Source organism: Streptococcus caprae, from assembly GCF_042649745.1.
Lineage (GTDB): Bacteria > Bacillota > Bacilli > Lactobacillales > Streptococcaceae > Streptococcus > Streptococcus caprae.
The window spans coordinates 35,834-48,898 of the sequence record NZ_JBHRZV010000050.1; the positions used below are offsets into that span (position 1 = coordinate 35,834).

The following is a 13,065-nucleotide window of genomic DNA, read 5'->3' on the forward strand; positions in this document are numbered from 1 at the left end:
CCTCCATTCTGTTTGGAGGGGCGAATTTGTTTATGATAGACATGGATACTCAATCATATTTAGAATTAGATAATGCTGGTTGACGCAGGCATAAGAGAGTTAGGCAAGAAAACCTAAAGACTTATAGTTTTGATTTTGGAAGAGTATAAGCGAGTCAGCCAGGACAATCAATACTTACAAGGTTCAAGGGAAGTTTGAACGAAAACTATTTTTTAAAGACCAGAGCTTCGTATGGACGCAGCTTAGTGGACTGGTCCGCATAGTTTTGCATGAAGAACTCATAGTCGCTAATATCGTAGTCCAACTGATAGGCTTGATCTCCCTTGCCAAAGTTGACGATAACAATAAACTCATCGTTTTCATCAAATTTGCGGTAGGCCAAAACTTGTGGATTTCCGGCTTCAAGTCGCTCATACTGACCTTGGGCTAGGCATGGATAGGTCTTGCGGTGACGAATCAGCTCTTGATAGGTATAGAAAAGAGAATGTTCATCTGCCAGAGCATTTTCGACGTTGAGCCAGCTGTGGTTTTCATGGATGGCTAGCCATGGGGTGCCTGTCGTAAAGCCAGCACCTGGTTCGCTACTCCACTGAACAGGGCGGCGGGCGTTGTCACGGCCCTTGGTATTGATGGAGCGCAACAGGTCTTCCTTGCTGTAGCCTGCTGCAATCCGCTCTGCATACATGTTGCGACTTTCGATGTCGTCCGCCTCTGAGATATCGGCTATCGGATAGTTGACCATGCCGATTTCTTCCCCTTGGTAGATGTAAGGAGTCCCTGACAAGAAATGCAGGTAGATCGCTAACATCTTACCACTGATTTCACGGTAGGCAGAGCTGTCGTCCCCAAAGCGTGAAATAGCCCGTGGCAGGTCATGGTTATCCCAGAAGAGGGAGTTCCAGCCCTTGCCGACCAATTCTGTCTGCCATTTGGACATGACAGCGTGGAGATCCGCGGGCTTAAGCGGTGCCAAATCCCACTTATCAGGACCCTTCTGGTCCAAGAGAATGTGCTCAAACTGGAAGACCATAGAAAACTCACTACCATCTGGATTGGAATACAGCTTGGCATTGTCAGTATTAGCCGACCAGGTTTCACCCACTGTCACCACATCATGGCTGCCAAAGGTCGCCTGGTTGAGCTCCTTAATCAAGTTATGGAGCTCTGGACCGTCCGCTGTAATCAGCTGGTCTGGCTCCTTGCCAATCAGATCAATCACATCCAGACGGAAGCCGCCCACACCCTTATCCAGCCAGAAGTTAATCATGTCATAGATTTCCTCCTTGACCTTGGGATTTTTCCAGTTGAGGTCCGGCTGTTTGACAGAAAAGAGGTGAAGATAGTACTTGTTGAGGTGGGGAACATATTCCCAGGCAGAGCCTGAAAAGGCCGAGGTCAATTCATTTGGCTCATCTGCCCAGACATAGTAGTCATGATAAGGGTTGTCTGGCCCTTTTAAGGCTTCTTGAAACCAAGGGTGCTCGTCGGACGTATGGTTGAGAACCAGGTCCATGACCATCTTGATGCCATGCTTGTGACCTTCCGCAATTAATTCCTCCATGTCAGCCAGGGTTCCAAATTCAGGAGCAATATCCTCATAGTCGCTGATGTCGTAGCCGTTGTCGTCCATGGGAGACTTATAGACCGGACTGAGCCAAATGGCATCAATCCCCAACTTTGCTAGGTAGGGTAAGCGACTAGTAATTCCCTTCAAATCGCCGATTCCGTCTCCATTTGAATCCTGAAAGCTGCGCGGATAGATTTGGTAAAGGACTGCATTTTTCCACCAATCTGTTTTCATTGCTATACTCCTTCTATTCATTGAATATAATTTACGCAATCGTTTGCATTGTTTAGTAACTTTAGTTTAAGTCAGTTCTATCATTTTGTCAAGCACTGAAACAAAGAAATGTTCAGGCAGGTTGTCTTTGGAAATTCTCAAAATTTACATGCTCCTCTTCAAATTTTTGAAATATGCTAATTTTAATTGAAATTCAGTATAACCTTGACAAATAGTTGGTTTCAACTTGCCCTATCCAGGTACTACCTGCATCTCAAAGTTCATCATTCAACCAAATCTTCAAAAAGCTAAATTTGTTCCTAATCTCTTCCAAAATTAACCTGATTTTCAAACTGTAAATTTTTCTTCTTATTTTGTACATAAAAGCTCATAAAACTAGGATTGCTTATTTCCTGATTCTATGAGCTGTATACTTTGAAAATATTTGACTTCTTTTTTATAATACAATTTCTTTTGAACCTGTAGCGTTGGTTTCTGTGATGGTGAAGCTCTTGTCTGCCAAGTTTGCGACCAAGTGAGCATATACGCCTGCTTCTTGATTGTCCCAAGTGACGTCGATGGTGTTGGCATCTGTCATCTTGACAGCAAATTCGCCGTCAAAGGCTGGGCTTGTATTGCGGAACTTGAGGAGGTTAAAGAGGGATTTGACCACAGGACGCTCTACTTCATGTTTGATCTCATCCAAGTCATAGTAATGACGGTTGATGTTGCGGCCTTCTTTACTGCTTTCAAGGAGCTCGATGTCGTTTTCACCTGCCAAGAGACCTACGTAGTAAATCTGCGGAATACCTGGTGCAAAACACTGGAGGACCCGAGCCAAGAGGTAGGCTTGGTCGTTATTTCCAAGAGCAGAATAATAGGTACAGTTGATTTGGTAAATGTCGAGGTTGTTATAGGCTTCGGTGCTGTAAATCTTCTTGACATTGGCACCTTGGGCATAGAGGGCTTCACGCGTTGCCTCAGTTTCCTCGTCGGTCAAGAGATCTTTGACGTCTACAACTCCGATACCGTCGTGGGTATCCAAGGTTGTGAATTGCTTGCGTGGGCAAATTTCCATCCAGTGTACCAGACGGTTGACATTACCAGAATAAAGGGCATGGAGCACCAACATTGGCAGGGCAAAGTCATAGACATAGTAGTCTTGGTCGGCAATCTTTTGCTGAATAGTGTAATGTTCGTGGATTTCTGGCAGAATTTCAATGCCTTGTGGTGCCAGCAAATTGCGTGGGAAGTGCAACATTTCCCAAATGTCTGGCTCAACGAAGAAACAGTTAGTACCGATTTTCTTGTTGGCGTAGGCAAAGGCATCCAGACGGATAATAGAGGCACCGTGCCTAGCAAGGCCTTCCAGGTTGTCCTTGATAAAGTTGCGAGTAGTCTCTGTCGTCACGTCCAGGTCAATCTGCTGCTCATCAAAGGTACACCAGACCTTTTCTTCAGTGCCATCAGCAAACCGGGCAATACGATATGGTGCGCGTGGTTTACGCTTGTAGATCAATTCCACATCTTCTTGGGTTGGCTCGCCACCTGGCCAGAAGTTTTTGTAGCGGATAAAGAGATCGGCATAGGCAGACTCATCCTTTTTCTCCAAAAAGTCCAAGAAATACGGAGATTTTGCAGAAATATGGTTGATCATAAAGTCAAACATGAGGTAGTAGTCTTCTGCCAAGGCCTCGACGTCCTCCCAACTACCAAAGGCAGAATCCACCTTGGTATAGTCCATCGGTGCAAAGCCACGGTCTCCTGATGACGGAAAAAATGGCAGGATGTGCACACCACCAACGGTGTCTTTAAGCGGACCTTCCAAGACTTTTTTCAGGTCTTTGAGGTTCTTGCCAAGGCTATCCTAATAGGTAATCAGCATGGCTTGGTTTTTGATTTTCATGGGTGTCCTCCTACAAAAATATTATTACAAAATTCTAATTTTTCCAAAGCACACAAAACTATCATTTTACCGAACCACTGGTCATACCAGAAATGATGTTCTTTTGGAAAATCAAATAGACAATCAAAATCGGGATGATCCCAACAACGTAGGACGCAAAGCTAGGGCCGTAGTCACTGAAGTACATCCCTTGGTAATTGTATTGGAAAAGCGGTAAGGTCCACATGTTTTGGTCCTTATTAAGCACTAAGAGGGGCAAGAGAAAGTCATTCCAAATCCACAAGGCATTGATAATTAACACAGTTGCATGCATAGGCTTCATGAGTGGGAAGATAATCTTGCGGTACATGGTAAACTTGTCACAGCCGTCAATCGCTGCTGCTTCATCCATCTCAACTGGGACAATGGTCTTGATATAACCGACATAGAGAAACAATGTCTGCCCGATGGAGTAAGTCAAATAGAGAATGATCAAACCGAATTGGTTGTTCATATTCAAGGTGGACATGAGCTTGGTCATTGGTAACATGATAACCTGGAAAGGGACGAAAATACCAATAATCAAGAGAATGTACATGATAGCAAAGGCACGCTTGCGATCCATGTGACGAGCGATAGAGAAGGCCGCCATGGGCACTACCAAAATAATCAAGGCCACACCTGCTATCGTCAAGAACGCAGAGTTCATAAAGTACTGGACAACGCCGTCCTGGAAGAGACGCTCGTAGTTAGCCAGGGTAAATTCCTGAGGGAGACCAAAGAAATTGCCGGTGATTTCCCGCGTTGGCTTAAAGGAAGAAATAATAGTCATGACCAGCGGAATCAGCATGAGCAAAATACCGCCAAAGAGGATGAGGTAGACCCACCAGTTGGATTGTTTTTGTCGTTTCATAGTTCCCTCCTTAGACTTCAAAGCGTTTGGAAATGGTCATCTGAATGACAGAGATGATGGCGATAAAGACAAAGAGAATCACCGCCAGCGCATTGGCATAAGAAAATTGGTTGTTATTAAAAGCGTATTGATAAACCATAAGTCCTAGTGAGGTCGTCTTGCCATCAGGGCCACCACTAGTCAGGGCATAAATCAAGTCAAAGGCTGTCAAACCAGATTTCATGGCTAGAATAAAGACCATACTGATAGACGGCAAGAGGAAGGGCAATTCAATACGGAAGAACTGCTGGCTCCGGTTGGCCCCATCGATTTGTGCTGCTTCCTTGATATCTTCAGGAATACTTTGCAACCCAGCAAGGAAAATGATGATTGGCATCGCCAAGCCTTGCCACAATGCGACAAAAATAACGGATGTGATAACTGTATTTTCCTGTACCAAGAGGTTTTCAGATAACCAGTCAATGCCCAATACTTCACCAATTTGAGGAATACCGTAGTTAAAGAGTTGGCTGAAAATTAAGCCCAGAGTTACAGTTGACAGAACTGCTGGGAAGAAATACCAGGTCCGAAAGAAACCAACCGCCCGAATTTTGCGGTTGAGTAGAGTCGCCATCCAGATCCCCAAACCAATCTCTCCAATAATCAGACCAATGGTAAAGAGAACAGTGAAGGCTAAACTCTTATAGAAGTCAGGATTGCGGAGGATGTCTGTGTAGTTTTTAAGACCAATCACATTATAATCACTGGTCAGACCACTCCAGTCCGTCAGACTATAGAAAATCCCGTTAATCAGTGGGTAAAAGAAGAATACCACTTGCAAGAGGACAGGGATAGCCACGAACAGATAGGCCCAGTATTTGGCGATAAACCTTTTTTCTTTCATTATGTGCTCCTTTTTAAACATAATAGAATGGGTGTTCGGAAAACAGACAATTCGTCATCTGCTTTCCCAACCACCATTCAGTGGTTGAAACAAACAAGAGCCGGTAAAGTAACTATGACTGCTCACGCGCCCTACCAGCCCGATACTGTTTGTATCTAAAAAGATTATTTCTTCATAGTGTCAAAGAATGTATTCAAATCTTTTGCGAAGGTCTCTGCATCTGGATTTTTCACTTGTTTTACAACGATATTCCAGAATTCTTCTTCAGAATCCCATTCGCTGTGCAACCAAACCAAATGTTTGTCTGTGAAGGCATATTGCGTTACCCCTTCTGTTTCAGGGAACTTACCTTCTGTTTCAACACCTTTAACAGCAGTTGGTGAACCATCTACGTCATAGTATTTTTGCATCACTTCTGCGCTTGAGAGGTAGGCAAGGAATTTCTTCGCTTCTTCTGGATGTTTACTGTCAGCGCTGATAGAAAGGGCCAAGTCAGCAGCTCCAATCGTCAATTCTTGTCCGGCTTCTTTGCCAGGAAGAGCAAAAGTGCCCACTTCAAAGTCTGGTTTTTGCTCACGGATTACTGGCAAGGCCCAGATCCCTTGTGGCAACATAAGACCATCTCCAGACGCAAAGGCTGCAACGGCATCTGCGTATTTGGCACCTGAAGCACCTTTTTGACCGTTGTCTGTCAAGAGAGAAAGAACGTTGGCCACTTGTTTAGTGGTGTCGTCTGCCTTGATTGCTCCCTTGTCGCTAAAACGCAAGATATTTTGCGTCGCGTCAAATCCACCAGCTGTTGTCGCCCAAGCCAACTGACCGTAGCCGTTCAAACTCCAGTTGTCCGCAAGTGACAAGGCAAATGGTGCTTCGCCTTTTTCTTTGGCAACCTTGATGACATTTTCCAATTCTGCAAGAGTTATTGGCACTTCTAATCCCAACTCTTCAAATTTATCCTTGTTGTAGAAAATAGCATAAGCATTTGCGTTAAGTGGGAGAGAATAAATTTTCCCTTCCACTGCATAGGTATCCGCTGCGCCATCCGATAAATTAGATAAACCTGCTTCATCGTCCAATTCTAGAAAACGACCATCTGCCGCCCAGCCTTTAAAATCAGCATTTTGAGGATAAATATGAATGATATCCGGTGCTTCATTGTTAGCCATGCGGGTCTTGAGAACTGTCCCAGCATCTGGAACGCTGGTCAAGGTAACATCAATATCTGGATTTTCCTTTTCAAAATCTGCTACAATTTCATCTAAAGTCGCTTTCATTTCTCCCTTCTGAGAAAAGAATTCTAATTGAACCTTGTCACTATTACTATTACTGTTTGAAGCTCCACAAGCTGTTAACAAACTAGCACAAGCAAGAAAGGTAACTCCCTTTAACACTGTTTTAATTTTCATAAGTTCCTCCTAAATTGACTTAAAAATATATTGTACACTATAGAAATCTTTTTGAACATAGGGAATGATAACTCCTACATTCATAAGCTCATCGCCATAAAATGTTGCATCTAGTTGCTCGCAGTAATATCTAAAGTTAGGATTAAGTCCTCTTAATTTAACTTGAAGATAGGGAGCTTCTGGAACAGCCATTTTTTTAACGAAAGTAAAAACAACTTGACTTCTGTCCTCGTTAACGTAGTTGACCGCCATCGTATTCGTAGTTTTCTTAAGGCGGTATAATTGGCCATATTGCACGGTATGACGAATTGTTTTATAGGTGATAATTTGCTCTTTAATCTTCGATAATTCTTCCTGATTGAGTTGCATCAAATTAAGCTCATAACCAAGATTTCCCATCATTGCAACATTACCCCTAGTTTCGATTGGTGTTATACGACCCACTTGATGATTCGGAGTAGCTGAAACATGAGCTCCTATCGAAGCTACCGGGTAAATTAAACTGGTTCCTTCTTGAATGGACAATCGCTCGATAGCATCAGTATTGTCGCTTGCCCAAGCCTGAGGCATATAGTAGAGCAAACCAAGATCATTGCGCCCACCACCTCCAGAACAGGATTCGAATAAAATATCTGGAAAAGCAGTTGTCAACCGCTCCAAAACATTGTAAAGACCTAAAATGTATCGATGATGGAATTCATAACATTCTCCATTAGCCATTGTTTCCGGAATATTCGTGATATTACGATTCATATCCCACTTTACATAGCTAATATTCGCTGAATGCAGTACCTTAGAAACTGCATCAACAATATAATCACAAACCTCAAGTTGAGATAAATCTAATACCAATTGCTCTCTACTATAGACGTGGGACCGCCCTTTTATCTGAATAGCCCATTCTGGATGGGTGCGATAAAGTTCACTATCTTCTGATACCATCTCGGGTTCAAACCATAGTCCAAACTGCATCCCTAAATCATTAACTTCTTGGGCTAAATGAGACAAATTATTAGGTAATTTCTTAAGATTTACTGTCCAATCTCCCAATGAGGATTCATCACTATTTCGACGACCAAACCAACCATCGTCTAGAACCAAAAGCTCCACTCCAACCTTGCTCGCTACTTGGGCAAGATCAAGAATGCTTTCCTCTGTGAAATCAAAGTAGGTCGCTTCCCAGTTATTAAGGAGTATCGGTCGTTCTTTGTAAGCAAATTTACCACGTACGATGTGGTTTTTAATAAACTCATGATTTATTTGTGTCATACCAGACAATCCCTTATCTGTATAAGACAACAAGGCTTCTGGTGCTTGAAATGTCTCATTAGGCCCTAAAACCCATGAGAAACTCTCGTCATTTATGCCCATACCCCATCTAGTTGTATGAAGAGCTGAGGATTCAACAAAGGCTGTAAAATTTCCACTATAAACTAGATGACTCCAATAAATCTCTCCACTCTCTTCCCGGATGTCCTTTTCAGCAAGAGCCAAGAATGGCGTTCGTGAATGGCTTGAAGCCCCCCTTATACTTCCGATGCTATATTTTCCACTCGTAAGCGAGGTTCGTGTCCATTCCTTCTCATAAGCATATCGACCTGTTAGACTATGGATTTCCCATTCGTCATGTGGTAAATCTAGTGTAAACGACATGACTTTTTCTATTTTAGTAGGATAAGATCCAGTTTTAATACGGACCGATCTGGCCAACATACTCCTTGACTCGAAGACACTGTAGGAAAGAATGACTGTGATATCAGTTAAACTATCATAGAGTTCCAACTCTAAAGTCTCAACCTCCTCCTCACTCCCGTAACTAGCTGGTAAATTCTCCAAAATTTTCTTACCCTTAAATATTTCATAATTTCTATATTTCAAATCAAGGGCAATACCAAACTCATTACGCAAATCAACAGAGGCTGATCTGAAATCCCCAAGTCCGTTACTACTATACTCTAGCAATAACGTATCCAAGGAATAAGTTCGATTCCCCGATATAGGGCTAGGAGAGAAAGCCCTATCTCGATATGGGATTTTGTTATCAACTGAAAAATGTGAAATCCTTTTACCAAAATACCTATGAACAACCTGTTTGTTTTCTTGAACTTGAAGTATGTAAGAAAACTCTTTAGTTTTCAAGTGAAACAAGGCCTGTTCTTCAATAAATTCAATCACTTTTCTTTTTCCCCCAACAAATTTATAAACTCATTCTATCAATTGAAATCGCATCCATGAATAGTTTTTTGTTTTTAAAATATGGTATAATGTTGTCTATAAGGAGTTTCTATGAACGTTTTAAATACTTACAACGAATTCGATTCAAATCATTTTGAACTAAACGTTGACCATTACGGAGCAGAAATTTGCGATAAGGGTTATTCATTCGGACCTAGTATCCGTAGCAACTATGTCCTGCATTTCATTATTGAGGGACAAGGAACATTTACCATAAACAACCAAACGATTACCTTAAAAGAAGGTGACCTTTTTCTTCTTCCGAAGGACCAAGTTACCTTTTATCAAGCCGACAAGGAAAAACCTTGGACATATATATGGGTTGGCTTCTCTGGCTCACGTGCTCAGCAAATTTTAGAGTATACACAACTGCTAGAAACCTACTGCCTTCATTCAAACCTGAAATCTGACATTCTCAATCAAATGCTTGCAATTATTCAATTCGCGGATAAACCTTTAACAAGAGAGAGTGATTTATTGATGACTGGAGAACTCTATAAACTACTGGCTTTTCTTAGTGAGGAGTTCCCAAATCCGAGCTCTCGAACCTCAAACAACCTTGCTGATAGCTATGTTGAACAAGCTTTAAAAATTATCCATAGTCAGTATCATAAAAATTTAAAAATCACTGACATTGCTAATAAATTAGCCCTTAGTCGATCATATCTCTATCGTATTTTCAAAGAAAAAACAGGATTTTCACTGAAAGATTATCTATTAAAAATCAAGATGAACAGAAGTATAGAACTCCTTAGCGACCCTAAACTATCTATCTCAGAGGTAGCTAACTCTGTCGGATATACTGATTCTTTAATTTTTAGTAAGGTTTTCAAACAATATTTTAAGACCAGTCCTACAAATTATCGTAAATTCCATCAGGAAGTCTCCTATGACTCAGAAGAATTTACATCATCGCTCTAGCATGTCTATCACTGTTGATAGACCAATACTTGTCGGTCTGAGTCAGCAGCTTGGACGACGACAACTTATTCCCATTCTCTCAGGTAAAGTAACAGGTGGCGGATTACACGGGCTGGTTCTTCTAGGTGATGTTGATAGCCAAATCATTGTTCCTGATGGCATCTGTCAACTTTATACACGTTAGGATATCATGTTGGATAATGTTTCTTCTTTTCATAGTTAAGAATAATGGCATTCCCACCGTTTCTGAGGCCTATGTGTCTGCCGTACTTGCTGGTGAATTTTTGACCCTAAGTTATATTATTCACGCCCGCCATCCTTCGGGATACATGGATAAAATTTAGAATAACTTACCAAGTAACTCTTTATCTGTAAAGCCAAACGATTGCCGGACCAAGTTTCGTTGGATTTCTAGACTGTTAACTGATGCGCTGAAAGATGGCTTGCCTACGTCTTGCCTCAGCCAATGCACTAACTCCTCAACGTTAAAGATAACCGAAACCAGGCCTGTGCCATAGCGAGACCCTAGGAGGAATTTTAGCAATTTCTCTTTTATTTTTGGGAAGAGCATTGCCACCATCTCCAAAATAGTACTAACTTTATTTCTAAACTTTATACACAAAAAAATCACTAGATGCCTCAAATCTAGTGATTTTTCTGTATTCAAGTAAATGAGTTTCAAAAGACGATGATGCCAGACCAGAAATGACTGGAGCTAAAAACTTAAGGCTAGATAGTACTAAATTCATTCAATGAATTATATATCTTCAAGAAATAACTCTTATCAAGGGTAATTTGATATGAACTAGGCTTGTATAGTCATAGTTATACTATTTCCTAAAGCCTTATCTCCTCCCAGTATGAGTCAACCAGTTTTCATCCTCTTGGAGAATTTCTGGTGTTGTGTACTGACCGCGGTGCTCATTCCACACCAGAGTCCCGTCACTGGTTTCTTCAGAATAATAGCTGGCTACCGGCTCATCATAGGCCGTCAAACCATAGTATTCAATAATGGCATTAAGCTTAGCACCGTAGTTGGTATCTGTCGCGTAGAGTCCCGTCAAGGCTGCTGTAACATCTGCATAAGAGCTGCTGTTTGACTTACGGGCATTAGCATAGATTGGGGTATTCAACAAGTTTGCATAATCATAGAGCGAGCCAGCTACACTACCGTATGAACGGAAGTCAGCATAGATATTATAGGCTCTTCCAGTGCCATCGTCTTCCCAAGTTAACATAGAAACAGAATTCCCATTATAATCTCCCTTAATTCCAAAGAAATTATAGTAGGGTGCTTGACTAAGGGTAGACTGACCGTTAGACGACTCTAAGACCGCTTGAGCAATCATAACCGACGCATAGAGGTCATATTCTTGGCCAATCTGTCTTGCCGTTTCTCCGATGCTGTTGATAAAGTCAGCTGTTGTTTGATTGTAAGTCGTCTCCGCATTAGCAGTTTGCACCGGTTCTCTATAGGTTGTTAGGGCAAAAATAGCAGAGCTAGCAAGTAAGGTCATCAACCCAACTTTGAGAGTTGTTTTTAGAGTCGTTTTCATAGGTCACTTCCTTTTATTTCATTTTAATCTAATCTGTCAAATGGCCTCTATCAGTGCCTTTTTAAGACCTTTGATGACCTCAGTATAACAAAAGATTTTATAAAAACAAGCCCAAAACCCTATGAAATCAAGGTTTTCCGAAGTTTTCCACAAGCCCTTATCCACAGAATAGTTGTTGTTTCCACAAACAACACAAAATATGGGGGGAATTTGGCCAATTCTAGCACAAAATAACCAACTTTATCCACAAACTAGACCTAATTATCCACAGTTATGCACAGATTAAAATATTTTTGTGGACACTTTGTGGAAAACTAAAAAGAGCCAAAACGGCTCTAAATCCTTATATCATGAGGTTTTATGGTTCAAAGCTTTGCTATGGAACAAATTGTGCCAAAAAAACTGGGGATAAGTCTACTTCCAGGTATAATTCAACCAAGTTGTAAGGAGAGACTTCCACTGCTCGACCAGGGTACGGTCCTTGGCAAACTGAGGCATCTGCTCCTCGATGCAACCACCAAAGCCGTGTCCACCCTCCGCAAAGACATGAACCTCTGTTGATACACCCTTGCTCTTGGCGATTTTAGCCAGGTCAAAGATGTGTTCGGCTGGAACAACTTCATCATCCAAGGCGGCACAGATAAAGAGCGGTGCATCCCCTGACTGAACCCGGGTCCGCATGTCATACTGATCCGCAAAGGCATCCCGCTTTGCAGGGTCGTTGTAGATATCCACACCAGCGATAGCTGCTACGATTTTATCACCCTGTACGTGGATGGCAGGATAAATAAGCCCAGTTGCAGTCACGCGCGCTTCTACAGCATCAATCTCATCTGGAACATAGCTCGCATCTACAGCGCTGATGTAGTCCTTATTGCGGGTGACAAAGCTGGTCACGCCTGCCAGGTTACCACCTGCAGAGAATCCAATAATCCCGATATGGTCTGGATTGAGTCCCCATTCCCCAGCATGGTAGTGCAGGTAACGAAGAGCCCGCTGAGCATCGATGTACATGATTGGGGCCCGGTAAGGATAGGTCCGATACCAGAGGACATAGGCTGAGATACCTGCAGCATTGAGCATTTCGGCGATGTGCTGGCCCTCGTTGACCATGGACTTGGTCAGGTAGGCCCCACCAGGGCAGACCAGCATAGCCTTGTCACTGCCCTCAACGATATAAGGCACTAGGAAGGGCTGGTCCTCATAAGTCATCCCAGCTGGGCCGTGTTCAATTTCCTGGCGGTAGACCATGGTGTCATTACCCGACATGTCGCCCACCGTATCAGTCGTCTTATCCCAAATACCTGGGTATTTCTCAAAAAGGTCCTGGGGCGTGTATTCCTCATGGATATCCATGACGTCCGTCTTGCTCCCAGCGTGGTTTCCGGGGATACGCTCGCCCCAGATATAAAGTTTTTCTTGTGTCATTGTTTTCTTCCTTTCTATGGACAATAGCAGAGCAGGGCTCTAAGCCATCTCTGCCTCA

General features: G+C 42.5%; 10 protein-coding genes and 1 pseudogene. 3 read left to right on the forward strand and 8 right to left on the reverse strand.

Features of this window, described 5'->3' with window-relative positions; translation table 11 throughout:
- Window positions 1-205 precede the first annotated feature (205 nt).
- The 4 genes and pseudogenes from ACFORF_RS08130 to ACFORF_RS08145 all read right to left on the reverse strand — a co-directional run bounded on the left by ACFORF_RS08130 (window position 206) and on the right by ACFORF_RS08145 (window position 5,461).
- On the reverse strand, window positions 206-1,801 hold the full coding sequence (locus tag ACFORF_RS08130; protein ID WP_380427165.1) for a glycoside hydrolase family 13 protein: 1,596 nt from the start codon (window positions 1,799-1,801) through the stop codon (window positions 206-208).
- A 436-nt stretch (window positions 1,802-2,237) separates the two neighbouring features.
- Window positions 2,238-3,686 (reverse strand): annotated as a pseudogene (gene gtfA / locus ACFORF_RS08135) (sucrose phosphorylase).
- Window positions 3,687-3,747: 61 nt separating this feature from the next.
- A complete protein-coding gene (locus ACFORF_RS08140; RefSeq protein ID WP_380427167.1) occupies window positions 3,748-4,578 on the reverse strand; it encodes a carbohydrate ABC transporter permease in 831 nt (276 codons plus the stop codon).
- Window positions 4,579-4,588: 10 nt separating this feature from the next.
- Window positions 4,589-5,461, reverse strand: coding sequence for a carbohydrate ABC transporter permease (locus ACFORF_RS08145; RefSeq protein WP_380427169.1), 873 nt, complete (start codon window positions 5,459-5,461; stop codon window positions 4,589-4,591).
- A 27-nt stretch (window positions 5,462-5,488) separates the two neighbouring features.
- On the opposite strand from ACFORF_RS08145, the gene ACFORF_RS08150 reads away from it, so the two are divergent.
- Window positions 5,489-5,620, forward strand: coding sequence for a hypothetical protein (locus tag ACFORF_RS08150; protein WP_380427171.1), 132 nt, complete (start codon window positions 5,489-5,491; stop codon window positions 5,618-5,620).
- Between the two features lie 5 nt (window positions 5,621-5,625).
- Here the strand turns inward: ACFORF_RS08150 and ACFORF_RS08155 are convergent, their stop codons facing one another.
- Together ACFORF_RS08155 and ACFORF_RS08160 are read right to left on the reverse strand one after the other, a co-directional pair.
- On the reverse strand, window positions 5,626-6,867 hold the full coding sequence (locus ACFORF_RS08155) for an extracellular solute-binding protein (RefSeq protein ID WP_380427173.1): 1,242 nt from the start codon (window positions 6,865-6,867) through the stop codon (window positions 5,626-5,628).
- A gap of 9 nt (window positions 6,868-6,876) precedes the next feature.
- Window positions 6,877-9,042, reverse strand: coding sequence for an alpha-galactosidase (locus tag ACFORF_RS08160; RefSeq protein ID WP_380427175.1), 2,166 nt, complete (start codon window positions 9,040-9,042; stop codon window positions 6,877-6,879).
- 111 nt (window positions 9,043-9,153) lie between these two features.
- On the opposite strand from ACFORF_RS08160, the gene ACFORF_RS08165 reads away from it, so the two are divergent.
- A complete protein-coding gene (locus ACFORF_RS08165; RefSeq protein ID WP_380427177.1) occupies window positions 9,154-10,023 on the forward strand; it encodes an AraC family ligand binding domain-containing protein in 870 nt (289 codons plus the stop codon).
- Window positions 9,992-10,207: a DUF3237 family protein gene (locus ACFORF_RS08170; protein ID WP_380427179.1), complete on the forward strand. Its 216-nt coding sequence runs from the start codon at window positions 9,992-9,994 to the stop codon at window positions 10,205-10,207. Before ACFORF_RS08165 ends, ACFORF_RS08170 begins: the two co-directional genes overlap by 32 nt.
- Window positions 10,208-10,868: 661 nt before the next feature.
- Here ACFORF_RS08170 and ACFORF_RS08175 read toward each other — a convergent pair.
- Together ACFORF_RS08175 and ACFORF_RS08180 are read right to left on the reverse strand one after the other, a co-directional pair.
- Window positions 10,869-11,540, reverse strand: a complete 672-nt coding sequence (locus tag ACFORF_RS08175; protein ID WP_380427348.1) for a glucosaminidase domain-containing protein — start codon at window positions 11,538-11,540, stop codon at window positions 10,869-10,871.
- A 453-nt stretch (window positions 11,541-11,993) separates the two neighbouring features.
- Window positions 11,994-13,007 carry an alpha/beta hydrolase gene (locus ACFORF_RS08180; protein WP_380427181.1) on the reverse strand — a complete coding sequence of 338 codons (1,014 nt, stop codon included), beginning with the start codon at window positions 13,005-13,007 and terminating at the stop codon, window positions 11,994-11,996.
- Window positions 13,008-13,065 lie beyond the last annotated feature (58 nt).

Coding starts and splice junctions, on each gene's coding strand:
- ACFORF_RS08130 (WP_380427165.1), bottom strand. CDS start 1,801: ATGAAAACAGATTGGTGGAAAAATGCAGTCCTTTACCAAATCTATCCG.
- ACFORF_RS08140 (WP_380427167.1), bottom strand. CDS start 4,578: ATGAAACGACAAAAACAATCCAACTGGTGGGTCTACCTCATCCTCTTT.
- ACFORF_RS08145 (WP_380427169.1), bottom strand. CDS start 5,461: ATGAAAGAAAAAAGGTTTATCGCCAAATACTGGGCCTATCTGTTCGTG.
- ACFORF_RS08150 (WP_380427171.1), top strand. CDS start 5,489: ATGGGTGTTCGGAAAACAGACAATTCGTCATCTGCTTTCCCAACCACC.
- ACFORF_RS08155 (WP_380427173.1), bottom strand. CDS start 6,867: ATGAAAATTAAAACAGTGTTAAAGGGAGTTACCTTTCTTGCTTGTGCT.
- ACFORF_RS08165 (WP_380427177.1), top strand. CDS start 9,154: ATGAACGTTTTAAATACTTACAACGAATTCGATTCAAATCATTTTGAA.
- ACFORF_RS08170 (WP_380427179.1), top strand. CDS start 9,992: ATGACTCAGAAGAATTTACATCATCGCTCTAGCATGTCTATCACTGTT.
- ACFORF_RS08175 (WP_380427348.1), bottom strand. CDS start 11,540: ATGACCTTACTTGCTAGCTCTGCTATTTTTGCCCTAACAACCTATAGA.
- ACFORF_RS08180 (WP_380427181.1), bottom strand. CDS start 13,007: ATGACACAAGAAAAACTTTATATCTGGGGCGAGCGTATCCCCGGAAAC.